Below are 24,603 nucleotides of genomic sequence, written 5' to 3'. Positions count from 1 at the left end.
GGAGGGCGCACGGGATGATGGAGCCAGCATCCGAGCGGCGAGCTGAGGCGCAGCGCAGCGGAGCGGAAGCGGAGCGCGACAAAGGGCCCGAGCGGACGGAGCCGGAGAGTCCGCAGGCGATGCGGTCCCGGCTGGAGGAGACCGGCTACCTCGTGGACGAGGGCCTGGCCGTCGCCTGCTTCCTCGCCGTGCGGCTGCACCGGCCGGTCTTCTGCGAGGGTGACGCCGGGACCGGCAAGACCGCCCTGGCGTCCGCCCTCGCCCAGGCCCTCGACGCGCCGCTGATCCGACTCCAGTGCTACGAGGGCATCGACGCCGCCCAGGCGCTCTACGACTGGGACTTCCCACGGCAGTTGCTGCACCTCAAGGTCGCCGAGGCGGGCGGCGCGGCCGGCGCTCCCGATGCCGAACTGTTGGAGGACCAGCTCTACAGCCCGCGTTTCCTCATCGCCCGTCCGCTGCTGCGCGCGCTGACGACCTGGCCGTCGGTGCTGCTGGTCGACGAGATCGACCGCGCGGACGAGGAGTTCGAGGCACTGCTGCTGGAGCTGCTGTCGGAATGGACGGTGACCGTCCCGGAGTTGGGCACGCTGCGCGGCGAACGGCCTCCCGTCGTGGTGCTGACGTCCAACCGCACGCGCGAGGTCCACGACGCGCTCAAGCGGCGCTGCCTTTACCACTGGTTCGACCACCCGGACTTCGCCCGCGAGGTCGCCATCGTCCGGCGACGGCTGCCGGAGGTGACGGAACGCCTGGCGGTCGAAGTCACGCACGCCGTACGGGCATTGCGCGCCCGCGACCTGCTCAAGCCGCCGGGCGTGGCGGAGACGTTGGACTGGGCGGAGGCGCTGCACGCACTCGGCGCGACGGCGTTGGACGCGGAGTCGGCGACGGCGACGCTGGGCGCGGTCCTCAAGTACCACGAGGACATCGAGCAGGCGCGCAGCCTCGACCTGACGGCGCTGCTCGCGGGCGCGGCGTCCGGCGGTGCGCCGTGACCTGCCCGGTCGCGACGGTCGACGCACCGCCGTCTCCCGGCCTCCCCGCCGAGTTCACCGCCTGCGCCGCGACCTCCGCCGTCGTCGGGTTCGTCCGGACGCTGCGCGCGGCCGGGGTGGACGTCGCCCCGGGGCAGGTGCGCGGGTTCCTGAGTGCGCTGGACGTCCTCGGACCGGCGCTGCGACGGGACGTGTACTGGGCGGGACGGCTCACCCTCTGCGGTGACCGGGACGACCTCGACCGCTACGACCGCGTCTTCTCCGCGTACTTCGGTGTTCGCGCACGCGGCGTGGACGGCCGACGTCCGCTGCCGCTGCGGCCACGGCCGCGCCTGTCCGTCGGCGTCGAACCGACCGGCGACGGTGAGCCCTCGCCTGCCGTCGACCGGCCGCTGGCCGCGCTGGCCAGTTCGGCGGAGGTGCTGCGGCACCGGGACATCGCGGCGACGACCGACGCCGAGCGCGCCCAACTCCGCCGCCTGCTCGCCGCCCTGGCCCTCGACGGCGAGACCCGCCGCACCGCGCGCCGCCGCCCGTCCCGGCGCACTCGCGGTGAGGTGGACGTCCGCCGCACCATGCGTGACCTGCTGCGCCACGGCGGCGAACCGGTCCGCCTGCTGCGCCGCACCCGCGTGCGCACACCGCGCCGCGTGGTGCTGTTGGTCGACGTCAGCGGGTCGATGGCCCCCTACGCCGACGCGCTGCTGCGCTTCGCCCACGCCGCTCGCACCGCCGCTCGCACCGCCGGGCCCGCGGCTTCAGCTACCGAGGTGTTCACCCTCGGCACCCGACTCACCCGCGTCACCAGCCACCTGACACACCGTCAACCCGAGCTGGCCATGGCCACGCTGAGCCGCGCCGTGCCGGACTGGAGCGGCGGGACGCGGCTCGGCGAGACGCTGCAGGCGTTCCTGGGCGGCTGGGGCCGGCGCGGCATGGCCCGGGGGGCGGTGGTGGTCCTGCTCTCCGACGGCTGGGAGCGCGGCGACCCGGCCGTCCTGGCGACGCAGATGCAGCGGCTGCACCGGCTCGCACACCGGGTCGTCTGGGCCAACCCCCGCAAGGGACAGCCGGGTTACGCGCCGCTGGCGGCGGGCATGGCGGCGGCGCTGCCGAGCGTGGACGTCTTCGTCGAGGGGCACAGCCTCGCGGCCCTTACGCACCTGGCCGCCGTGGTGAGAGGAGCGGCTGATGCGTGAGATCCTGCCCGCGCTGCGGCGCTGGTACGCGGCGGGCGCGGAGTTCGGTCTGGCCACGGTCGTCGGGGTGACTCGCAGCGCGCCCCGCGCGCCGGGCGCGGCGATGGCGGTCGGACCGGGCGACGAGGTCGTCGGCAGCGTCTCGGGCGGCTGCGTCGAGGGCGCGGTCTTCGAGCTGGCCCAGGAGGTCGTCCGCACCGGCCGGGCCCGGCTTGCGACCTTCGGCTACAGCGACGACGACGCCTTCGCCGTCGGGCTGACCTGCGGCGGTGAGATCACCCTCCTGGTCCGGCCGGTCTCGGCCGCGCTGGACCCCGCGTTCGGCGCGGTGGCCGAGTCCGTGGCCGAGCAACGGCCGGTCGCGTTGGCAACCGTGCTGGCAGCGCCCGACGACACCACTGTCGGCTCGGTCCTCGCCGTCTGGCCCGACCGCGTCGAGGGGTCGCTGGGTGCAGGGCCACTGGGCGCGGAGGGACTGGACGCCGCCGTCACCGCCGACGCGCGCGGCGAGCTGGCGCAGGGCGTCACCGCGCAGCGCCACTACGGCCCGAACGGCGAGCGCCGGATGGATCAGGTGACCGTCTTCCTCGAGTCGTTCGCTCCCCCGCCGCGGCTGCTGGTCTTCGGTGCGATCGACTTCGCCGCCGCCGTCGCCGACCTCGGGGCCTTTCTCGGCTACCGGGTGACGGTCTGCGACGCCCGCCCGGTCTTCGCCACCGCGCGTCGGTTCCCGCCGCAGGTCGAGGTGGTCGTCGACTGGCCGCACCGCTACCTGGCGTCGATCGCGGAGACGGAGGTGAGCCGGTCGACCGCCATCTGCGTGCTCACCCACGACCCGAAGTTCGACGTCCCGCTGCTGGAGGTCGCGCTGCGCACGCCCGCCGCGTACATCGGCGTCATGGGCAGCCGCCGCACCCACGAGGACCGGCTCGCACGACTGCGCGACGCCGGCGTCGACGACGCCGCACTGGCCCGGCTGCGCGCGCCCATCGGCCTGGACCTGGGCGCGCGGACGCCCGAGGAGGTGGCGGTCTCGATCGCGGCGGAGATCGTCTCCACCCGCTGGGGCGGCACCGGCACCGCGCTCTCCGCCACGACCGGCGCCGTCCACGGCCCGGCCCCGCACGCGCAACCGCCCGCGAACGCGCCGACCAGCGCGAGGAGTTGAACATGCAGCTGCACCACGTGACAACCGTCCCCGCCCCCACGGACGAGGTGTGGCGCGCGCTCGGCGAGATCGAGGACCTTGCGCCGTGCCTGCCCGGAGCAGCCGTCGACCATGTGGACCGTGCTGATCACGACACCGTCTACGGCTCGATGACGGTCAAGGTCGGCCCGATCACCGTCGCCTACCGGGGCCGCGCCGTCGTCGACGAACGCGACGACGCGCACCACCGCATGCTCGTCCACGCCTCCGGTCGCGAACAGCGCGGCGCGGGAACGGCGCAGGCGACACTGGTGGTCGCGGTCCACGAACAGTCACCGGGCACGACGGAGCTGGACGTCGATACCGACCTGACCATCACCGGCCGCCCGGCCCAGTTCGGACGCGGCGTCATGGCCGACATCGGCGACCGCGTCATCGCCGAGTTCGCCGACCGGCTCTCGGCCCAACTCGCCTCGGCCACAGCCGCTCCCGCTGCCGTTCCAGCAACCGAGGAGGCACCGGCCGCCACGACCGAAGCCAAGGTAGCGGCTGAGGTCGAAGCCGACGCCACCGTCGAGAACGAAGCCGAGCCCGCGCCGCCGCCCAAGCTCGGCAGCGACGACGCCCTCGATCTCGGCCCGATCCTGCTCCCCGTCGTGCGCCGCGCGGCCCTGCTCGCGGCGTTCGCGTTGGCGCTGGCGATCGCGGAGCGTCAGCTGCGCCGCGCAATCGCGCGCAGGCGGCGCTGACCGCCGTTGACGGCCGTTGGCGGCCGTTGAGTTGACGACAGGCCCTACACCCGATCCAGCCAGCGCAGGGCGAACCAGAGCTCCATACGGGTCTGCGGGTCGTCCAGGTCCGAGTCGAGAAGCGCGGCGACACGCGTGACGCGCTGGCGGACGGTGTTGCGGTGGACCCCGAGAGCCGCCGCCGTGCGGTCCCAACTGCCGTGCGCGGACAGCCAACCGTGCAGGGTCTCCACAAGGACGTCGGCTCCCGGCGGCCCGGCCGTCAGCAAGGGGGCGAGTAGGTGCCGGGCCTGCGCCCGGGCCTCGTCGGGGTCGACCAGCGAGTGCACGCCGTTCTGCGCTCGGGGGTGCCGAACCGTCCGGCGGTCGGTGGCCAGCGCGCGGTGGAGGGCGCGCTCGGCCTGCGCAGCCGCCGCGCGCAGGTCCCCGGTCCCGGCCGGTGCGCTCACGCCGAGGGTCCAACCGAGCCGGACAGCGTCGGGGAAGTCCTCGAAGACCTCCGCCTCGCCGGTCGGCATGCGGTCCTCCGCCGTTGTCGGCAACGGGATCACCGCGCGCAGGGTGTCGCCGTCGACCTCCAGGCAGGCCGTGCCCAGCGCCGTCCCGAGCGCCGCCAGGTGGACGCGCGCCGACCGCGCCGAGCCGTCCGCCCGCGCGGCGGACCTGCGTCCCGCCACCACCGACCAGCGTGCCGCCGATGCGTCGCCCGACGGATGAAGCAGCGCGGCGAGTTCCCCCGGTCCGGCTCCCAGCAGGGCACGCAACAGGGCACCGGCCGTGGGTGCGTCGGCGCCGAGTGCGTGCCGGGGACCGGTCAGCAGGGAGAGCAGCACGACGCCCATCCCGGCGACGGACCGGTCCACCGAGGTCTGGCGTCCTGCGGTGACCAGCGCCAACTGGAGCGCGCCGCTGCTCTCGCCGCCCGGCACGGTGTGCAGGATGAGCTGCGCCTCGCCCACGTGCTCGACGGCCGCCTCGGGGACCCGGCCCCCGGCCGCGCGGAGGCGTCCCCGCTCACGGGCGAGGGCGAGCAGGCGTTGCCGCGCGCTGTCGGCGGGGTGCGAGCCACAGGCGACGAGCTCGTGCCCGTCGCCGTCGAGCAGCGCCGTCCATGCTCCGAGGTGCCCGGCCAACTGCCGCAGCACCGACTCGACGGCGTCGGGTCGCGACGCGGCAGCGGCCAGGTCGGACTGGGCGCGCGACATCCGGCGCAGCTCCCGGCTGCGGGCCTCGGCCATGGCGAGGTGCACCACGCGGGACACCGCGACGAAGGGCGTCTCGGGCGGCACCAGCAACAGTGGCAGGCCCCAGTGGGCGCAGGCGGCGAGCAGTTCCGGGGGCACCTCGTCGTGGACAGGCGCGAGGCCGAAGCCGAGGGCCGCCACTCCCGCGCGGACCAGGCGCTCCACGTAGGCGTCCAACTCGGCGTGCCCGGTGCCGAGATGGCGTCCGGCGGTCAGCAGCAGCTCCCCGCCGAGCAGGTACCGGCTGGGATCCTCCCACTCCGAGGTGTGCACCATCGCGACCTCGCGGTCCTCGACCGGCCCGGCCACCTGGCGCACGCCGAGCCCGGCGTCGGACAGGACGACGTCCAGCGGGACCGCCGTCAGTCCGGCGAACGCCGGGGAATCAGCCGGGGGATGCGCGGGCATGCCATGCCCCTTCCGGGTCGAGGTCGCGTTCCGGGTCGCATTCGCGGGCGAACCTGGTCGAGGGCGAACCTGTGTGCAGACCGTCCAGCAGAGCTTGCGGGAATGGAGGAAACCTACACTTCCAGGCTGCTCGGCGGCAGCCCTAGGTTCTTCCGCAGACCCCCAACTCCCCCACAGCTGGACCGCCACCCCCGGGCGGTCGGATCGGAGGCCTGCATGGCTGTCGACTACGTGGTGATCGTCGCCTATCTGGTCGGAATCGTCGGCGTCGGCTGGTGGGGCGGACGCCGCGCCCGTTCCAGGAGCGACTTCCTGGTGGCCGGACGCCGCCTCGGCCCGACCATGTACACCGGGACGATGGCCGCCGTCGTCCTCGGCGGCGCCTCCACCATCGGCGGCGTCCGCCTCGGCTACACCTACGGGATCTCCGGCGCGTGGATGGTCTTCGCCATCGGCCTCGGTCTGCTCGCCCTGAGCGTCTTCTTCTCCGGCCGGATAGCCCGGCTGAAGGTCTACACCGTCGCCGAGATGCTGTCGCTGCGCTACGGCGACGCGGCCAGCGTGATCTCCGGCGTGGTGATGTGGATGTACACGCTGATGCTCGCGGTGACCTCCACCATCGCCTACGCCAGCGTCTTCGACGTGCTCTTCGACATCCCGCGCTGGGCCGCCATCGTCATCGGCGGCGCGATCGTCGTGGGCTACTCGGCCCTCGGCGGCATGTGGTCGATCACCCTGACGGACATGGTGCAGTTCGTCGTCAAGAGCGTCGGCGTGCTGCTGCTCCTGCTGCCACTGGCCGTGATCAAGGCGGGCGGATTCGGCCGGATGGAGGCGCGGCTGCCGCACGGGTTCTTCTCCCCCACCTCGATCGGCGGGCAGACGATCTTCACCTACGTGCTGATCTACACCTTCGGCATGCTGATCGGCCAGGACATCTGGCAGCGCGTGTTCACCGCCCGCAGTGACAGGGTCGCCGCCTTCGGCGGCACGGTGGCGGGCGTCTACTGCCTCGTCTACGCACTCGCCGGGGCGGTGATCGGGACCGCGACCAGGGCGCTCTATCCCACCCTGCCCGGCGCGGACAGCGCGTTCGCGACCATCGTCAAGAACGCCCTGCCGCCCGGGGTCAAGGGCCTGGTTCTGGCCGCGGCGCTGTCGGCGATGATGTCGACCGCGAGCGGTGCGCTGATCGCCTCCGCGACCGTGGCCGAGAACGACATCTGGCGCCGCGTCAGCCGACGCCGGAACGCCCTCTCGACGGACGGAACGGCCGTCGCCGAGCGGGACGAGGTGCGGTCCAACCGCATCTTCATCCTCGTCCTCGGCGTCGCCGCGACCGTCGTCGCCTGCCTGCTCAGCGATGTCGTCTCCGCCCTGACCGTCGCCTACAACCTGCTGGTCGGCGGCCTGCTGGTGCCCATCCTCGGCGGGCTGGTGTGGCGGCGCGGCAACCTCCAGGGAGCGCTCGCGTCCATCATCGTGGGCGGGTGCACGGTGATCGTGCTGATGGTCACCAAGGGAGTGCTCGCGAACGAGCCGATCTACTACGGCCTCGGCATCAGTCTCCTCGCCTACGTCGTGGTCAGCCTGCTGACGCCGGCTCCGGACGCGGCCAGGCTGGATGCCTGGCGGCGCAGGATCGCCGGTGAGACCACCTCGGTGGACCCGACAACGGCCGCGGACGGCCGACCGGCCGCAGCATCTGCCGCCTGACCGGCCGCACACACCACGCAAGCTGATCGAAAGGAACCTGAGTGAACACCACCGGACCGCGCGGCAACGCCACCCCGTCGCGCGCCGCGCGCTTCGGCGGCGACCTGGTGGTCGAGTCCCTGACCGCGCTCGGCGCGGACAGTGTGCTCGGCCTGCCGGGACAGCACGCCCTCGGCCTCTTCGACGCCCTCGGCCGCAGCCGACTGCGCTACCTGGGCCTGCGGGTCGAGAACAACGCCGGTTTCGCCGCAGACGGCTTCGCCCGGCTCCGTGGCACCGTGGCACCACTGCTGCTCTCCACCGGGCCGGGCGCGCTGACCTCGCTGGCGGCGCTGCAGGAGGCGGCCGCCGCGTCCGTTCCGGTGCTGGCGATCAGCAGCCAGATCCCCTCGGCCGGGCTCGGCGGCCGACGCTGCGGCTACCTGCACGAACTCGTCGACCAGCAGGCGAGCTTCCGGGACGTGGTGAAGTCCGTCCACACCCCGCGCAGCGCGTCGCAGATCCCTTCCGCGATCGCGGCGGCGTGGGAGTCGGCGCTGACCGTGCCGTACGGCCCGGTCTGGGTGGAGATCCCTCAGGACGTGCTGCTCGCGCCGACCGAGGTACCGCCGGTGCGCGACCTGCGTGCCGAGCCCCGGGCCGTGCAGCCGCGTGCCGAGCTGGTCGCCGAGGCTGCCGCGCTGCTCGCGGCGTCCGAGCGGCCCGCGATCCTCGCCGGTGGCGGCGTGGTGAGGGCCGAGGGCGGCGAACAGCTGCGGGAGCTCGCGGAGTTGCTGCGCGCGCCGGTCGCCTGCACGTTCGGCGGCAAGGGCGCGTTCCCGTGGGAGCACCCGCTCTCGCTGCAGTCCTGGCTTGAGGACCGGCACACCACCGAGTTGCTGGAGGACGCGGACGTGCTGCTGGTCGTCGGCTCCGGGCTCGGCGAACTGTCCACCAACTACCGCACCTTCGCCCCGCGCGGCCGGATCGTCCAGATCGAGGCCGACGCGGGCAAGCTGGAGTCCAACCATCCGGCCTTCGGCATCCACGCGGACGCCGCCCTCGCACTGTCGGCCCTCTGCCGCGCGGTCGCGCAACGCCCCACCGACGGCCGCGCGGAGGCGCGGGCGGCCGGGCTGCTCAAGCAGGTGCGCGAGCGGATCGACGGCCAGGGGCTGGAGTTGGAGCAGCAGATCCTGGCCGCCGTACGCGACGCGCTGCCGGACGAGGCCCCGGTGTTCTTCGACATGACGATCCTCGGCTACTGGGCCTGGTCGGCCTGGGACGCGCGGCGCCCCAGCGCCATGCAGTCCGCCCAGGGCGCGGGCGGTCTCGGCTACGCGTACCCGGCCGCGCTCGGTGCGGCCTGGGCGCTCAACCCGGTCCCGGCCCGGTCACCGCAGCGTCCCGTCCTGGCCGTCTCGGGCGACGGCGGCGCGATGTACTCCCTCGCCGAGTTGGCCACCGCGCGCCAGCACGACCTCCCCGTGACCTGGCTGATCGTGGACGACGGCGGCTACGGCATCCTGCGCGAGTACATGACCGACTCCTTCGGTGCCGCAGTCGGGACCGAGCTCGCCCGCCCGGACTTCGTCCGCCTGGCCGAGTCCTTCGGTGTCCCGGCCGTCGCCACCACCCCGGAGCGCCTGGCCAAGGACCTCGCCGCAGCCCTGGCCGCGCCCGGCCCGTCCGTGGTGGTCCTCCCCGCCACGCTGCGGATGTTCGCGCCGACGCACCTGGACGAGCCGGACTGCTGAGCGTCGTCCGACGCGCCGCGGTGATCGGGGTGATCAGGCAAGTGAGCCGGAGGAGCCGGCCTGCGCCTGGTCCCCGACGGCCGAACGGCTCCCGCCGTAGGAGGCGACCAGCGCGTCCGCGACAGCCGACGCGTCCGCATCGGCCACGTCAGCCGGGTACTCCGGCAGCAGGTCGTCCCAGACCGGCAGCCACGACCCGAACAGCTGTGCCTGTCCCTCGGGCCTGGCGAAGAACCAGATGTGCAGGTGCGCGGCGCCGTCCCCGATCCGGTAGACGTGCGCCCGCGAGATGTGCGGCAGCGCCTGGATGTGCCGGACGACGTGCGTGGTGAGCACCCCGAGTTCGGCGGCCAGTTCGTCGGAGAGCTCCGCCATGTCGCAGTGCTCGCGCGGGTACAGCATCAGCACCAGCGGCACACCGACGCCCGGGATCCTGGCCAGCCGCCAACGCTCGTTGAACCAGATCCCCTCGTCCCGGGCGCGGCAGTCGCCGCAGTCGGCCGGGTCCTCGCCGTGCCGGTCCGGCTCGGGCAGAACCGGCGGGCGCAGCGGCGAGACCCGCAGCCCGTCCTGCTCGAACGGGCTGATGCCCCAACCGGTCATCCGTGCCAGGGGAAGCCGGCCCTCGTCGTCAGCGGCGGCACGGGCGCGGTCGTAGAACTCTTCGGGTCTCAAAGCCATGATCGGGAGAGTAGCGTCGATCAGTCGTGTGCGGTCTGCATATCGGACTGATCACTCGCATGGCCCGAGCCTGCGCTGCGACCGCGCACCAGCGGCAGGAAGACCTCGTCGACGATCTCCACCAGCACCTCGTCCGGCACGGCCGGGACGCCGCGCGTCACGTACTCGTTGCGCAGCAGCGCCGTCGGCGCACCGGCGACCCGTGGATGGAGCGCCTCCGGGGCTGCCTCGCCGCGCGCGACGGCGCGGCCGAGGACCGTGAGCCAGGCGGCGTCGAGCCCACCCAAGCTCCCGTCACCACTGCTGCTGCTCGCCGACGGATCGCGCAGCTCGGCGAGGAGTTCAGGGACGCCGCCGGCGGCGGCGATCAGCCCGCGCAGGATCTCGCCGTAGGGCGAGGACCAGGTGGTGTTCGCGCGGCGCAGCAGCTCAAGCGCGTCGCCGCGCAGCGTTCCGGTGTCGGGCAGAACCGGCTCGGCCGCGGCGAGGCGACGGTAGGCGGCGACGCCCAGGGCGACGCGGTTGGGCCAACGGCGGTAGAGGGCGTTCTTGTTGGTACCGGCACGGCGGGCGACCTCGTCCATGGTCAGCCCGGCGACCCCGGACTCGGTCAGCACCTCCGCCGCCGCCTGCAGGATCGCCTCCTCCAGCTCCGCCCCACGCCGCCGCGTCGCGCGGTCTCCCTCGCTCACTCCCGCGTCCCTTCCGCCGTTCCTACGGCACGGATCGTACGCCGACACCCGCTTCGGTTTAGAGTACGGTACGTACCGTACCTATTCCCCGAGGGCAGGACTTCCGCATGCGCGCGTTCGGCATCAACTACGACACCGGCTTCACCAGCGCCGGAACGACTACCCACGAACCCTTCGACGAGGCCGTCGTCGGCCGAGAGATGCGGATCATCCGCGACGAGCTGCGCTGCGACGCCGTCCGCATCACCGGCGGCGACCGCGACCGCCTGGAGATCGCCGCCCGCCACGCCGCCCGTGCGGGGCTGGAGGTCTGGTACTGCCCCTTCACCAACGGCCTCACCCAGGCCGAGCTGCTCGACTTCCTCACGGACAGCGCCGAACGCGCCGAGAAGCTCCGCCTCGACGGCGCGGACGTCGTCTTCCTCACCGGCTCGGAGATCTCCCTCTTCACCGACGGCTTCCTGCCCGGCGACACCTTCTCCGAGCGCGCGGGCGTCCTCGCCGACCCGCAGCAACTGCGCACCAGACTGGGCACGTTGCCCGCGCTCGTCAACACCTTCCTGCGCGAGGCCGTCGACGCCGTGCGGGCCCGCTTCGGCGGGCGGATCGGCTACGCGTCGCTGCCCTTCGAGGGCGTGGACTGGACCCCGTTCGACATCGTCGCCTCCGACGCCGGCTACCGCGACGCCCACAACGCCGACCAGCTCGACCGCGGCATCCGCGCCCTCTGCTCCCACGGAAAGCCCGCCGCTGTCACCGAGTTCGGCTGCGTGACCTACCGCGGCGCGGCCGACGTCGGCTCACGTGGCGACTCCGTGCTCGCCTGGGGGGACGACGCCCGCCCGGTCGGGTTCACCTCCCAGGTCACGCGCGACGAACAGGAGCAGGCGACCTACCTGCTCGAACTCCTCGACACCTTCGACCGATCGGAGCTCGACGCCGCCTTCGTCTACACACTCGCCCGCTACGACCTCCCGCATGCGGAGGACACCCCGGACCGCGACTTCGACCTCGCCTCCTCCGGCGTCGTCAAGGTCCTCCCCGACGGCGGCACCGGCGCCACGTTCCCGGGCGTGCCCTGGGAGCCGAAGGCCGCCTTCCATGCCCTGGCCGAGTACGGCCGTCGGCGCTCCAGCGAGGAAGTGCCCTCGTGATGCGCGACGCCGTGCTCGACCGGGCCGACGCGGTACGCGGCTCTGCCGCCGGTGCGACCCATGGTTGACCGGGCTCACCGACCACCGAGGTGATCAGGGACGGGGTGGCGTGGCGGTGGTCGGTCCGGACGACTTCACGCTGCCGGCGATCGCCGCACTGATCGCCGTCAGGGTGCTGAAGATGATCGCCAGTCCGTTGGCGACACCAGCGCCCCCGTCGAAGCCGAAGACGAACTGAAGGTGAGCGCCGAAGTCCTCACCCTGCAGTGGCGCCACCAGGAGGATCGCCAATATGTAGAGCACGCAGAGCGCGCACAGCGTCCACGCGCCGGCAATCCTGCGGGCGAATGCGAACCCCGCTGGGACCAACAGCACCCCGCCGCCGAGGAGACCGAAGGCCACGTTCTCCAATGCCGGGCTGAACCCGGCATCGGCCGCCCAGTGGGCGCCGAGGAAGTTGTACACCCCGAACCAGACAAGCATGGCGGCGGTGAGCAGCGCCGTACTTCCGGCGATCATCGCTGCCACAGAATTGGCCCTCGCCTTGGGCAGCGCCGGACGCGGGCTCGGCCCGCCACCCCACGGTGCGGGCGCCCCGACGGGAAGGACGCCGGGCCCGGCCGGCGCGAACCCCGGTGCCAACGCGGGTGCCTGCGCGGGCGCGGGCGCGGGCGGCTGACTGTCGACGTGTGTCGGCACGTACGCGGCCCCACCGGTCCGCGCCACCTCCTCCAGCGCCGCCAACGCCTGCGCCGCCCCGACCCGCCGGGCCGGATCCTTCGTCAAAAGCGCCGTAAGGACCGCCCCCAGACCCTCCGCACGCAACGCAGGACGCGGCATCCCGGTCACCACCGCGATACACAACGCCGTGAACGTCTCGGCACTGAACGGCGGCTCCCCCTCCACCGCGCAGTACAACGTCGCCCCCAGCGACCACAAGTCCGTCGCAGGCGTAGGAGGCTGACCCGAAAGCTGCTCAGGCGCCATATACGCCGGCGTACCGATGAGCGTCCCGGTATGGGTCAGCGCCATCGTGGAATCCACCATGTGCGCGATACCGAAGTCAGTGATGACCACCCGATCATCCACCAGCAACACGTTGTCAGGCTTCAGATCACGATGGATGATCCCGGCCGCGTGAGCACGACTCAGCGCGCGCAGCATCGCCGCACCGATCCCCGCGACCCGCCGCACCGGCCCACCACCAACACCACAGAGCACGCCCCCGGCCCACCAGACAGACGATCAGCGCCACCGGTCACCCGGCCGGGACGGGAGCGCGCCGCCGGCAGCTCCTGTTTGAACAGTGGCTACCCTGGGGCGATGTGATCCGACTGCGCACGCACGAGCACCTCCCGGGCCACGCCGCACGACTGAGGTCGCTCGGCTGCGGGAGAGCGAACGGCGCAGAGCAGCCGTGGCTGATGGGCCACCAGATCTGACGGGGGACAACGGGGATGCGCGACGACTCAGAAGCTCTGCATCCGGCCATCCGACGCAGTACGGCGATCCGAGCCGTGCTCGGCGTCGGGCTGTGGCCGGTCGTGCTGGCCGACTCAGAGGTGCGGTGCCTGACGGGCGACTCCTGGAGCTCCACCGTCGATGCGTTGGCCTTCGTCGCACTCGCGACCGTCGCCTACGTGGGACTCGGCATACCCGTCGCCGCCACGGTTCCCCGCTGGGAGCGCTGGGCGGCGACCGCCATGACGGTCGGCCTCGTCGTCGACGTGGCCCTGCGCGCTCCTCGCCTGCGCGACGATCTCGCCCTCGGCAATGCCGTCCTGCCGGCGATGGCCGTGATGCTCGCCGTCGTTGCCCTGGCCGATCGACGGGACCGCCTCGGCGGCCGTTCCTCCACTCTCCACTGGCCTTTGGGGGAAGGGGACTGGCAGATCGTCGAAGGCAACGGCCGACTGCTGAACCACCACTGGACCGTCCCTGCCCAGCGCGGTGCCTTCGACATCGTCGGCCGCGCCCACGACGGGCGGTCCAGCCGCGTGCTGTTCCCGCGACGGCTGGGCGACTACCCGATATACCGCGTCCCTGTCCTCGCCCCGGCCGACGGCACCATCGTCATCACCCGAGACACCTACCCCGACCACCCCACGGCCGGCTCGCATCCGGCGGGCAACCACGTGGTCATCGACACCGGCCAGGAGCGCATCCTGCTCGCCCATCTCGCTCCGGGCTCGGTCAGGCACACCCCCGGGGACCGCGTCCACGCGGGAGAGGAGCTCGGCCTGGTCGGCTCGTCCGGCAACTCCACCGAACCGCACCTGCACATCCACGCCGTCCGCGACGGCGCACCGCTCACCCTCGTCTTCCGCGACGCGCCCGGCGGCCACCGCCGTGGAGCCCGGGTGCGGGTGCAAAACGAAAAGCGAGAGGATCGACCACCTCTCGCCACTCTCAAGATATAGCGCATGGGGGGCCTTGCGGCAAGGCCCCCTCTGTGGCGCACAATCGTCGACCTACCGCCAGTACCTGCGGATATGGGAGTTTCACCCCGTGCGTCCACGCTTGACCGCCGTTGCCACCACCGCCAGCGCCTTCGACCTCCCCGACCGCCTCTCCGCCAAGGCCGACCCGACCCTGATCGCCGCCGACGAGCAGCACTTCGCCGCGATCGCCGAAAGCCTCGACGCGGCGATCGCCGACGTCGCAGGCCGTCTGGACGCTGCCCTCAAGGCCCCCGGCGGGGCCGGGCGGGCCGCGATGGACCGGGACGCGGAGGTCCACCGGCTGACCGGTCGGCTGCGCGCGCTGCGGCGCTTCGGCCTGGACCTCTGTCTCGGGCACATCGTCCCCGCAGACGATGCAGCGGACGCGGAGCCCGTCTACGTCGGACGGCTCGGCCTCACCGACAGCGAGGGCCGTCGGCTGCTGCTCGACTGGCGCTCCCCCGCCGCCGAGCCGTTCTTCGCCGCGACCCACGCCAACCCGATGGGACTGGCCAGCCGCCGTCGCTACCGCTGGACACGCGGCCGGATCACCGACTACTGGGACGAAGTGTTCACCGCCGACGGGCTCGACGGGCGCGCCGCGCTCGACGACCAGTCGGCGTTCATCGCCAGCCTGGGCAGCACCCGTTCGCCGAAGATGCGGGACGTGCTCGCCACCATCCAGGCCGACCAGGACGCGATCATCCGTGCGAGCTCGCGCCGCGCGCTGGTCGTCGACGGCGGTCCGGGTACCGGCAAGACCGTGGTCGCGCTGCACCGCTCCGCGTACCTGCTCTACTCCGACCCGCGCCTGGGTCACCGGCGCGGCGGCGTGCTGTTCGTCGGCCCGCACCAGCCCTACCTGAACTACGTCTCCGACGTCCTCCCCAGCCTCGGCGAAGAGGGCGTGCAGACCTGCACCCTGCGCGACCTGGTCGCCGAGGGCGCCGACGCACCCGCCGAAACCGACCCGGAGGTGGCGCGGCTGAAGTCCTCCGCGGGCATGGTCAAGGGGATCGAGCAGGCCGTCGGCATCTACGAGGAGCCGCCCACCGAGGGCATGACGGTCTCCACGGACTGGGCCGACGTCCGCATCACCCCCGACGACTGGGCGGACGCGTTCCGCGCGCCCACGCCCGGCACGCCGCACAACGAGGCGCGCGACCAGATCTGGGAGGAACTGGCCACCCTCCTCATGGAGAGGCTCGGCATGGTCGACGACCTGGACGGGCCCAGCGTCCCGCCGGAGGCGTTCCGCAGGTCGCTGCTCCGGGACGAGGAGCTGGTCACCACCCTCCACCGCGCCTGGCCGCTGCTCGAACCGACCGACCTGGTCGGCGACCTGTGGACGGTCCCGGCCTATCTGCGACTCTGCGCGCCCTGGCTCAGCCGCGACGAGATCCGGACGCTGCAGCGCGAGGACGCACAGGCCTGGACCGTCTCCGACCTGCCGCTGCTGGACGCCGCGCGCCGACGGCTCGGCGACCCGGAGGCGGAACGCCGCAAGCGGCGGCACGACGCCGTCGTCGCCGCCGAGCGCGCGCGGATGGCCGACGTCATCAAGGACGTGTTGGAGGCCGACGACGACCACGAAGGCGCGGTGACCATGCTGCACGGCCAGGATCTGAAGGACACCCTGGTCGACGAGTCCGCCCTGCCCGCCGCCGACCCGGACCGGCTGGCCGGCACCTTCGCGCACATCGTCGTCGACGAGGCCCAGGAACTGACCGACGCCGAGTGGCAGATGCTGCTGCAGCGCTGCCCGTCGCGCAGCTTCACCATCGTGGGCGACCGGGCGCAGGCCCGGCACGGATTCACCGAGTCGTGGGAGGAACGGCTGGCACGGATCGGGCTCGACCGCGTCGACATCGCCTCGCTGAGCGTCAACTACCGGACCCCGGAGGAGGTCATGACGGAGGCGGAGCCCGTGATCCGCGCCGCACTCCCGGACGCCAACGTGCCGACGTCGGTCCGCAGCAGCGGGATCCCGGTCGCCCACGGAACGGCTGCGGAGCTGGAGTCGGTCCTCGGCACCTGGCTGGCCGCGCACAACGAGGGCGTCGCCTGCGTCATCAGCATGGACGAGCCCACGGCGGCCGAACGACCGCGCGTGCGGTGGTTGACGCCGGAGCTGTCGAAGGGCCTGGAGTTCGACCTCGTCGTCGTGCTCGACCCCGCCTCCTTCGGTGACGGCATCGAGGGGGCGGTCGACCGCTACGTCGCGATGACCCGCGCGACGCAGCAACTCATGATCCTCACCAGCTCCTGATGTGGCGTCATGTCAGTTCACAGAGGCACAGGCCCGTCATATCCGATCTTCGCGTTCAACAAGTGACCCCGACAGCCGGGGACTCATGAGCAGCCGTTTCCAAACGCCCATGTCAGCACGGCATTCGCAACTGGTCCAGACCTTGTGTCGCGCAAACCATTGACGGTGCCATGACTTCAAGAGTTCAATCGTCGGGCCCCGCTCCCCGAGCGAAAGGTCCCCCACATGTCCCTTCCCTGGCACCGGCGCGGCCGAAGTCGACTCTGGCTCCAGGCCGCAGCCACCGTGCTGTGCCAACTCACGCTGGGCGCAGTGGCTCTGGCTCCGGCCTCAGCCGCTGCGGCCCCCGCCGTCACCGTCGGCGCGACCGGCCAGATCACCGGCTACGGCGGCCTGTGTCTGGACGACCGCTCCGCGTCCACCGCCAACCTCAACCCGATCCAGGTCTACACGTGCAACGGCAGCGCCGCGCAGCAGTGGACGGTCGGCTCGGGCAACACCCTTCAGGTGTTGGGCAAGTGTCTGGACGTCAACAGCGGCGGAACCGCCAACGGCACCACCGTGGACCTCTACGACTGCAACGGCACCGGCGCCCAGGTCTGGGAGCCGCAGACCAACGGCTCCCTGCTGAACCCGCAGTCGGGCAGGTGCCTGGACGACACCAACTGGTCCACCACGCCCGGCACCCAGGCCCAGATCTGGGACTGCGGCGGCACCGCCAACCAGCAGTGGACGCTGCCGACCACGAACACGACCAGCAACCCCTTCGGCCCCAACGTGCTGGTCTTCGACCCCTCCGAGTCCGCGGCCACGATCCAGAGCCAACTCGACTCCGTCTACAGCCAGCAGCAGTCGAACCAGTTCGGCAGCAGCCGATACGCCCTGCTGTTCAAGCCGGGCAGCTACAACGTCAATGTCAACGTCGGCTTCTACACCCAGGTCCTCGGGCTCGGAGCGTCGCCCGACGACACCACCATCACCGGCGGCGTCAACGCCGACGCGCAGTGGAACGGCGGCAACGCCACCGAGAACTTCTGGCGCGGGGTGGAGAACCTGGACATCGCGCCCTCGTCCGGCAGCACCAAGTGGGCCGTGTCCCAGGCCTCGCCGATGCGCCGCGTGCACGTCCAGGGCAATGTCGTCCTCGACGACAACGGCGGCTGGTCCAGCGGCGGCTTCTTCGGTGACTCCAAGTTCGACGGCCAGGTCAACTCGGGCTCGCAGCAGCAGTGGCTCTCCCGCAACGACGAGTTCGGCAGTTGGACCGGCTCCAACTGGAACATGGTCTTCGTCGGCGACTCGGGCGCGCCCGCGCAGAGCTTCCCCACCCCGCCCGACACCACCGTCGCCCAGACGCCGACCAGCGTCGAGAAGCCGTATCTGACGGTCGACTCCTCGGGCAACTACAGCGTCTTCGTGCCGTCCCCACGCACCAACTCCACCGGCACCGACTGGAGCAACGGGCAGACGACGCCCGGAACCTCACTGCCCCTCAGCGCCTTCTACATCGCCACCCCGTCCGACACCTCGGCCACCCTGAACGCCGCGCTGGCCGCGGGCAAGAACCTGATCTTCACGCCCGGCGTCTACCAGCTCACCGACACCCTCCAGGTGACCCGCCCCGACACGGTCCTCCTGGGCCTCGGTCTGGCCACGCTGGAGGCCGACAACGGCGTCACCGCCATCTCCACCGCCGACGTCGGCGGCGTCCGGATCGCCGGCCTGATCGTCGACGCGGGCGCCACGAACTCGCCCTCGCTGATGCAGATCGGCCCGGCAGGCGCCTCCGCCGACCACTCCGCCGACCCGAACGTGCTCTCCGACGTCTACTTCCGCGTCGGCGGCGCGGCGGTCGGCAAGGCGAGCCAGACGCTGGTGGTCAACAACAACTCCACCATCGGCGACAACCTGTGGCTCTGGCGCGCGGACCACGGCAACGGCGTGGGCTGGACCTCCAACACCGCCGCCAACGGCCTGGTCGTCAACGGCACCGACGTGACGATGTACGGGCTCGCCGTGGAGCACTACCAGCAGTACCAGGTGCGGTGGAACGCCAACGGCGGCCGGACCTACTTCTACCAGTCCGAGATGCCCTACGACCCGCCGGACCAGGCGAGTTGGATGAACGGCGGCAGCGACGGCTGGGCCTCCTACGAGGTCGCGCCGGGCGTCACCGACCACCAGGCCTACGGCCTGGGCGTCTACTGCTACTTCAACGTCAACCCGAGCGAGGTCGCCGACCACGCCATCGAGGTCCCGGACACCTCGGGCGTCGCGTTGCACGACGCCATGGACGTCTCCCTGGGCGGCACGGGCACGATCGACCACATCGTCAACGGCACGGGCGCGACCGTGAACAGCAGCTCGACGGTCGCGGACCTGACCAGCTATCCCTGATCCGGCTCCGCTCCCTCACCATCGCCTGCCGGGCGTCGGAGTCCGACGCCTCCGACGCCCGGCAGGTCCTCGGATGGGGAGAACGTGTCGAGGCCGCTGAACAGCGGGAGGCGGTACAGGGGCGGCGGCTGGCCGGGCAGGCCCATCCGTTCCCAGGCCAGACAAACGGTGCGGCGGTACAGCTGCCGGGCCCGCAGGAACAGCAGCAGCGCGAGCGGCAACTCCACCAGACACGCGGCGGCCACGCTGCCCCAGACGCCGCGGGTGCCCCAGTCGAGCGTGATGTCGAACCACGCGTCGCACAGGAGCAGGGTCCCGGCGACGACGGAGAGCGGAATGAGCAGCTGCCGCCGCAGCCAGGCCGCCAGGCCGGTACCGGTGAGCGACAGCAGCAAGAGCACGTCGAACCCGACCCACGCGGCCGACCAGTGCCGCGCCTCGAACTGGTCCGGCAGCGAGAACGCCAGGTAGACCGTCCAGGGCACCAGCACGACCACGCACAGCGCCAGGAACCGCAACGCCCGCCGCCGCCTCCGCGCAGCGGTCTCCGACAGCACCGGCCGCAGCCTGCTGCCTCCCGTGCGGGAGGTCCCGGCCGATGCGGAGCACTCTGCCGATGCGGACGTTCCTGCCGATGCGGAGGTCTGCTCGTCCATCGCCCGACTCCCTGCTGTGCGCTGCACCGGGACCGTCCCAGGATACGAAGCCCACGGTCGGAAAAGCGCATGCGGCCGTCCACGACCCGTGCCACGCTCCACCGATGAATCGTGACCGGATCTCCCGACTTGCCCATACTGATCACCCGATCGCCGCTCCGCTCGACGACGATGCGGTGCGCCTGCTGCTGGAACAGGCGGTGCCCCGCGAGGACGTGCGGGTGCTCGACCTCGGCTGCGGGGGCGCGGAGTGGCTGCTGCGTGCGCTCGGCGCGTATCCGCGGCTCCACGCCGAGGGGGTCGACCTCTCCGAGGCGTCGCTGGCGGACGCCCGGGACGCCGCACGCGCGCTCGGCGTGGCGGACCGCCTGGCGCTGCACCACACCGACGCCGCCGATTTCACCGCGACCCAGCCGTTCGACCTGGTGCTGAGCGTGGGCGCCACGCACGCCTTCGGCGGCCTGCTGCCGACGCTGGCGGCGGCGCGCAAGCACCTGGCACCCGGCGGGCGGGTGCTGGTCGGCGACGGCATCTGGGAGAGCGAGCCCTCCCCGGAGGCCGTCGCGATGCTCGGCGACTTCGCCGACCTCGCGACCACCGTGGACCGCGTCGTCGCCGACGGCTGGACCCCCGTGCACGGCCACGTCAGCACCCGTCGCGAACTCGACGCGTACGAGTGGCACTGGACGGGCGCCCTGGCCTCCTGGGCGCTGGAACACCCCGCCGACCCCGACAGCGCCACCGCACTGGCAGCCGCCGCGACCCATCGCGACGAGTGGCTCCGCGTCTACCGCGACTGCTTCGGCTTCGTCTGCCTGGTCCTGCGCCCGACACCCGCGTGACCGCGGCGGCTACCCTCCCGCCGTGGCCGCCGCACATCCGCCGCTCCCGACTGCCTGCCGCACCGCCCCGCACACCGCCCGGCACACCACCCGCGCGCCCGGCGTGATCACGTCCTGACGTTCGCTGCGTGTTCACGTCCGGGTTGCCGGTGACAACTCTTCCGTTTCCAGCGTTGCTTCACGGTTCTAACCACTGTTACTTTTCACTTGTGCTGGAGCGGACATGTCTCTTCGAACTGCCATGGGTGCGCGTAGATCCTCGATCGGCGTCGTCGCCGCCGCGGGTCTGGTGATGGCTGTGGTTTCCGGCTGCGGGTCGAGCACGGGCACGAGTGCGAGCACCGGTGGCAGCGCTGCCGCGTCGGGCGCGCCGGTGCCGCTGGTCGTCTACTCGGCCCAGGGCTACGACTCGGCCATGACCACCGCCTTCCAGAAGGCGACCGGTATCCCCACCAAGCTCGTCGACGACAGCACCGGCCCGCTGCTGGCCCGCGTGCAGGCCGAGCGCGGCAACCCCCAGTGGGGTGTGCTGTGGGTGGACGGCGACGAGGCGTTCGCCTCGATGGACCAGGCGGGCATGCTGGTCAAGGGCTTCGAGCCGAACGTCCAGCTCAACGCCGCCGGTCAGGCCGTCGTCCCGAAGGACCAGAGCTACGTGCCGACCGGTCTGACCGTCACCGCGGCCGTCGTCTACGACGCGTCCAAGACGCCGAACCCGCCGACCAGTTGGCAGGCGCTGCTCACCTCCGCCTGGAAGGGCGAGGTCGGCATGAACGACCCGTCCGTCTCCGGTCCCACCTACCCGTTCGTCGCGGGCATGTTCAACCAGCTCGGCGGTGACAGCCAGGGCCAGGCGTTCTACAGCTCGCTCAAGTCCAACGGTCTGCACATCTACCAGACCAACGGCGACACCCTGCACGCGCTGCAGACCGGCCAGATCAAGGTCGCGCTGATCCAGAGCTCGGCCGGTATCGCCGCCGGGACCAAGGACAAGAACATCAAGACCACCTACCTGCCCAAGGTGACCTCGCTCCCGAGCGTCATCGGCATCGACGCCAAGGTGTCGTCCCAGGAGCAGGCGGAGGCCGAGAAGTTCGCGGACTTCGTGCTCAGCGCCCAGGGCCAGAAGGTCATGCTGAGCGGCGACCCCAACGGCGACTCGCTGTTCTGGCCGATCGTCCAGGGCGTCTCCCCGGAGGCGGCGCTGCCCGCCCTGTCCACGGTGCCGACCCAGGCGATCGACCCGTACACCTGGGGTCCCAAGGAAGGCACCGTCAACACCTGGTTCACCAACACGATCGTCCACTGACCCATGACCGACACCACGCTCGCCCCCGGGCCGCGCACCGCCGTCGGTGCGGCCCGGGTCCCCCGACGCTTCGCGTCGCGCGGCCGTGCCGCCGGTGCGCTGCGGCTGCTGCCGTGGATCGGCTTCGCCGCCGTGCTGCTGCTCCCGGTCGCCGGCTTCCTGCTGGTCGCGATCAGCCCCAAGTCGCTGGGGCAGGGCGACTCCTGGTTCACCCTGTCGTCCTTCCAGCAGGTGCTCTCCGGCTGGACGCTGCACGCGCTGCTGGACTCGCTGCTGGTCGGGCTCGGCGCCGCCGTGCTCGCCACGGTCGTCGCCGTCGCGCTGGCCTGGCTGACGGAGCGCACCACGCTCGCCGGTCAGGGCCTGTGGCGGCTGCTGCTGTGGGCCCTGCTGCTGGCCCCCTCGTACCTCGAATCGCTGGGCTGGACCTGGCTGGTCGAGCAACAGGGCGTGCTGGACCGCATGCTGGGCCACGACCCGGCCGTGCTGCGGTCCGTGGTCTTCGGCCCGGTCGGCGTGATCTGGGTGCTCGCCTCACGCGGGGTGCCGTTCGCGTACCTGGCGATCACGGCCGTCCTGCGCGGTCTCGGCCGTGAGTTCGAGGACGCCGCGCGTACCCACGGCGGCGGTCGGCTGGCCACGGCGCGGGTCATCCTGCCGATGCTGGCGCCCGGCCTGTGGGCCGCGCTGGCGATCGTCTTCGCCGAGTCGATCTCCGACTACGGCGTGGCCGCGACGCTGGCTTCGCAGGGCAACTTCCCGCTGGTCACGGGGGCGATGGAGCAGTCCATCTCGACCTTCCCCGCCGACTTCCCGAGCGCCTCGGCGATGGGGTGGTTGCTGCTGGGGCTGGTCGGGATCGCCCTGCTGGCGCAGCGCCGGTCGATGCGCGGACGCAGCTTCCAGATCCTGTCCGGCCGCACCCGTCCGGCGCGCCGGACGCGGCTCGGGCTCGGCGGTCAGGTCGCGGCGCTCACCGGCGTCGTCGGCTTCTTCCTGGCCGCGGCCGGGGTCCCGGCCTTCGGCGCGGCGGCGGCCTCGCTGCTGCCCTCCGGTGGCCAGGTGTCGCTGTCCGCGCTGGGGCTGGGCAACTTCCGCCATGTGCTGCACTCGGGCGAGTTGATGTCCGCGCTCGGCTACTCGGCGCGCCTGGCCGCGATCACCGCGTGCGCGGCGGTCGTCCTCGGCGCCGTCGCCGGACGGGCGTTGGCCCGCCAGAGCGGCGGACGCGCCGGGCGACTGCTGGACCTGCTGCTGCTCGCCGCGATCGCGCTGCCCAGCGTGCTGCTGGCCAGCGGCTACATCTTCACCTACAACCTGCCCATCGCCTCCAGCCTCGGCATCGACCTGTACGGGACGACGACGCTGCTGGTGCTCGGCTACCTCGCGGGCGCGCTGCCGTCGGCAGCCCGGCTGCTGTCCGGGTCGCTCGGGCAGGTCAGCGACTCGCTGCTGTGGGCGGCCCGCACGCACGGCCGCCGCTCGGCGGCTGCCTGGACCGGAGCGGTTCTGCCGCTGGTCGCGGGCTCGCTGGTGTGGACCTGGCTGATCGCCTTCTGCGGCACCCTGCTGGAGCTGCCGGTCTCCCAACTCCTCGCCCCGCCGGGCGAGGAACCGCTGTCGGTGGCGATCACCCGGCAGCTTCAGGGGTACGACCTGGGTGCGGGTGCGGCGATGACGGTCGTGGTCGTCCTCGGCGCGCTGGTCCTGATCGCCGTCGTCCTCGGCGCGATGCGCCTGTTCCTGCCCGCGGCCCGTCGTCTGGAGGCCCTGTCGTGACCGAGCAACTGCAGGTCGAGAAGCTGAGCAAGTCCTTCGGGTCGACGCGGGTGCTGAACCAGGTCTCCTTCACCGTCGAACCGGGCCGGTTCCTGGTGCTGCTGGGGCCGTCCGGCTCCGGCAAGACCACGCTGCTGCGCTGCCTGGCGGGCATCGAGCGCGCCGACGGCGGCACCGTGCGCTTCGGCGGGCGAGCGCTGGCCGAGGGCAGGGTCCATCTGGCGCCGGACCGCCGGGATCTGGCGATGGTGTTCCAGGACTACGCCCTGTGGCCGCACATGTCCGCCGCCGGGAACGTCGGCTACGCGCTGCGGCGACGCCGGCTGCCCCGTCCGGAGGCGGAGCGCCGGGTGCAGGAGGTCCTCGAACGCGTCGGCCTGGCCGACCACACGGACCGCTATCCGCACCAGCTCTCCGGCGGCCAGCAGCAGCGCGTCGCCCTGGCCCGCGCGCTGGTCGCGAGCCCGGGACTGCTGCTCTTCGACGAGCCGCTCTCCAACCTGGACGCGGACCTGCGCGAGCGGCTGCGCGTGGAGATCTCCACGCTGACCCGCGAGAGCGGTGCCACCGCCGTCTACATCACCCACGACCAGTCCGAGGCCTTCGCGCTGGCCGACGAGGTCGGCATCCTGGAGGCCGGGCGCCTGGTCCAGCTCGCCACGCCGGAGTCCGTCTACCACCGCCCGTCCACCCCGTTCGTCGCCCGCTTCACCGGCCTGGCCGGGGAGTTGACGGGCCGTACGGACGGCCCTGCGCACCAGGACCGCGTCCTGCTGACCACGGAGGCGGGGTCGTTGGTCGCCACCTGCATGGGCCCGTGCGGCGCGGACGGGACGTCCGTCCAGGTCCTGATCCGTCCGGCGGCCGTCACGATCACGGACGCGCCGGACGCCCCGGACGCTTCGGTCGGCGGCGGTGACGGCCTGGCCGGTACGGTCACCGACACGGCGTACCGGGGACGCGGCTACGACCACGTCGTGGAACTCGCCGACGGCTCCCGGCTCACCGGCGTCTTCGACAGACAACCCCATCTGCGCGGCACCCCCGTCCGCGTCACTCTCGACCCGGACGGCTGCTTCGCCTACCCCACGTCGCCCTCGCACTCCGACGGCGACGACTCCCACCTGTTCAACCGCACACCCGTGGAGATCCCATGACCATCCGTCTTCGCTCAGAACTGCACCCT

At 72.3% G+C, this 24,603-nt stretch carries 19 protein-coding genes; 14 read left to right on the top strand and 5 right to left on the bottom strand.

Annotated features, from left to right (window positions below; translation table 11 throughout):
• Positions 1 to 14: 14 nt before the first annotated feature.
• Genes ABH928_RS14200 through ABH928_RS14185 form a run of 4 tightly spaced genes read left to right on the top strand, consistent with a single transcriptional unit; the run spans position 15 to position 4,093 of the window.
• Positions 15 to 998 (top strand): AAA family ATPase, encoded by a 984-nt coding sequence (locus ABH928_RS14200; protein WP_370065989.1) that lies wholly within the window; start codon positions 15 to 17, stop codon positions 996 to 998.
• Positions 995 to 2,197: a VWA domain-containing protein gene (locus ABH928_RS14195; RefSeq protein ID WP_370065987.1), complete on the top strand. Its 1,203-nt coding sequence runs from the start codon at positions 995 to 997 to the stop codon at positions 2,195 to 2,197. The genes ABH928_RS14200 and ABH928_RS14195 overlap by 4 nt, the downstream gene beginning before the upstream one ends.
• Positions 2,190 to 3,365, top strand: coding sequence for an XdhC family protein (locus ABH928_RS14190; RefSeq protein ID WP_370065985.1), 1,176 nt, complete (start codon positions 2,190 to 2,192; stop codon positions 3,363 to 3,365). Before ABH928_RS14195 ends, ABH928_RS14190 begins: the two co-directional genes overlap by 8 nt.
• 2 nt (positions 3,366 to 3,367) lie before the next feature.
• Positions 3,368 to 4,093: an SRPBCC family protein gene (locus ABH928_RS14185; protein ID WP_370065983.1), complete on the top strand. Its 726-nt coding sequence runs from the start codon at positions 3,368 to 3,370 to the stop codon at positions 4,091 to 4,093.
• Between the two features lie 44 nt (positions 4,094 to 4,137).
• Here ABH928_RS14185 and ABH928_RS14180 read toward each other — a convergent pair whose 3' ends face one another.
• A complete protein-coding gene (locus ABH928_RS14180) occupies positions 4,138 to 5,745 on the bottom strand; it encodes a PucR family transcriptional regulator (RefSeq protein WP_370065981.1) in 1,608 nt (535 codons plus the stop codon).
• Between the two features lie 216 nt (positions 5,746 to 5,961).
• Between ABH928_RS14180 and ABH928_RS14175 the strand changes: the two genes are divergently transcribed.
• Together ABH928_RS14175 and ABH928_RS14170 are read left to right on the top strand one after the other, a co-directional pair.
• Positions 5,962 to 7,461, top strand: a complete 1,500-nt coding sequence (locus ABH928_RS14175) for a sodium:solute symporter (protein ID WP_370065979.1) — start codon at positions 5,962 to 5,964, stop codon at positions 7,459 to 7,461.
• A gap of 41 nt (positions 7,462 to 7,502) precedes the next feature.
• On the top strand, positions 7,503 to 9,197 hold the full coding sequence (locus tag ABH928_RS14170) for a thiamine pyrophosphate-binding protein (protein ID WP_370065977.1): 1,695 nt from the start codon (positions 7,503 to 7,505) through the stop codon (positions 9,195 to 9,197).
• A 33-nt stretch (positions 9,198 to 9,230) separates the two neighbouring features.
• Here ABH928_RS14170 and ABH928_RS14165 read toward each other — a convergent pair whose 3' ends face one another.
• The gene (locus ABH928_RS14165) at positions 9,231 to 9,878 is read right to left on the bottom strand and encodes a hypothetical protein (RefSeq protein WP_370065975.1); all 648 of its coding nucleotides are present in this window, start codon (positions 9,876 to 9,878) and stop codon (positions 9,231 to 9,233) included.
• Between the two features lie 20 nt (positions 9,879 to 9,898).
• Positions 9,899 to 10,570 carry a TetR/AcrR family transcriptional regulator gene (locus ABH928_RS14160; protein ID WP_370065973.1) on the bottom strand — a complete coding sequence of 224 codons (672 nt, stop codon included), beginning with the start codon at positions 10,568 to 10,570 and terminating at the stop codon, positions 9,899 to 9,901.
• Positions 10,571 to 10,677: 107 nt separating this feature from the next.
• On the opposite strand from ABH928_RS14160, the gene ABH928_RS14155 reads away from it, so the two are divergent.
• Complete coding sequence (locus ABH928_RS14155; RefSeq protein ID WP_370065971.1) at positions 10,678 to 11,724, top strand: hypothetical protein; 1,047 nt, start codon at positions 10,678 to 10,680, stop codon at positions 11,722 to 11,724.
• A 93-nt stretch (positions 11,725 to 11,817) separates the two neighbouring features.
• Here ABH928_RS14155 and ABH928_RS14150 read toward each other — a convergent pair whose 3' ends face one another.
• Positions 11,818 to 12,888 (bottom strand): protein kinase, encoded by a 1,071-nt coding sequence (locus ABH928_RS14150; protein WP_370065969.1) that lies wholly within the window; start codon positions 12,886 to 12,888, stop codon positions 11,818 to 11,820.
• Between the two features lie 293 nt (positions 12,889 to 13,181).
• On the opposite strand from ABH928_RS14150, the gene ABH928_RS14145 reads away from it, so the two are divergent.
• The 3 genes from ABH928_RS14145 to ABH928_RS14135 all read left to right on the top strand — a co-directional run bounded on the left by ABH928_RS14145 (position 13,182) and on the right by ABH928_RS14135 (position 18,831).
• Complete coding sequence (locus tag ABH928_RS14145) at positions 13,182 to 14,144, top strand: M23 family metallopeptidase (RefSeq protein WP_370065967.1); 963 nt, start codon at positions 13,182 to 13,184, stop codon at positions 14,142 to 14,144.
• A gap of 88 nt (positions 14,145 to 14,232) precedes the next feature.
• On the top strand, positions 14,233 to 16,434 hold the full coding sequence (helR, locus tag ABH928_RS14140; RefSeq protein WP_370065965.1) for an RNA polymerase recycling motor ATPase HelR: 2,202 nt from the start codon (positions 14,233 to 14,235) through the stop codon (positions 16,432 to 16,434).
• A gap of 225 nt (positions 16,435 to 16,659) precedes the next feature.
• Positions 16,660 to 18,831, top strand: a complete 2,172-nt coding sequence (locus ABH928_RS14135) for a ricin-type beta-trefoil lectin domain protein (protein ID WP_370065963.1) — start codon at positions 16,660 to 16,662, stop codon at positions 18,829 to 18,831.
• Here ABH928_RS14135 and ABH928_RS14130 read toward each other — a convergent pair.
• A complete protein-coding gene (locus tag ABH928_RS14130; RefSeq protein ID WP_370065961.1) occupies positions 18,822 to 19,487 on the bottom strand; it encodes a hypothetical protein in 666 nt (221 codons plus the stop codon). The two genes, ABH928_RS14135 and ABH928_RS14130, sit on opposite strands and share 10 nt — an antisense overlap.
• 104 nt (positions 19,488 to 19,591) lie before the next feature.
• Here ABH928_RS14130 and ABH928_RS14125 point away from each other — a divergent pair, with 104 nt between their 5' ends.
• From ABH928_RS14125 to ABH928_RS14110, 4 genes are all read left to right on the top strand, one after another.
• Positions 19,592 to 20,329: a cyclopropane-fatty-acyl-phospholipid synthase family protein gene (locus ABH928_RS14125; RefSeq protein WP_370065959.1), complete on the top strand. Its 738-nt coding sequence runs from the start codon at positions 19,592 to 19,594 to the stop codon at positions 20,327 to 20,329.
• A 223-nt stretch (positions 20,330 to 20,552) separates the two neighbouring features.
• Entirely contained in the window at positions 20,553 to 21,638 is a 1,086-nt protein-coding gene (locus ABH928_RS14120) for an ABC transporter substrate-binding protein (protein ID WP_370065957.1), read from the top strand.
• Between the two features lie 3 nt (positions 21,639 to 21,641).
• Positions 21,642 to 23,417, top strand: coding sequence for an ABC transporter permease (locus tag ABH928_RS14115; RefSeq protein WP_370065955.1), 1,776 nt, complete (start codon positions 21,642 to 21,644; stop codon positions 23,415 to 23,417).
• Positions 23,414 to 24,574 (top strand): ABC transporter ATP-binding protein, encoded by a 1,161-nt coding sequence (locus tag ABH928_RS14110; RefSeq protein ID WP_370065953.1) that lies wholly within the window; start codon positions 23,414 to 23,416, stop codon positions 24,572 to 24,574. The genes ABH928_RS14115 and ABH928_RS14110 overlap by 4 nt, the downstream gene beginning before the upstream one ends.
• The last annotated feature ends 29 nt before the right edge of the window (positions 24,575 to 24,603 follow it).

Source organism: Streptacidiphilus sp. MAP5-3, assembly GCF_041262505.1.
Classification (GTDB): Bacteria; Actinomycetota; Actinomycetes; order Streptomycetales; family Streptomycetaceae; genus Streptacidiphilus.
This window is presented reverse-complemented; position numbering and strand designations above follow the sequence as displayed.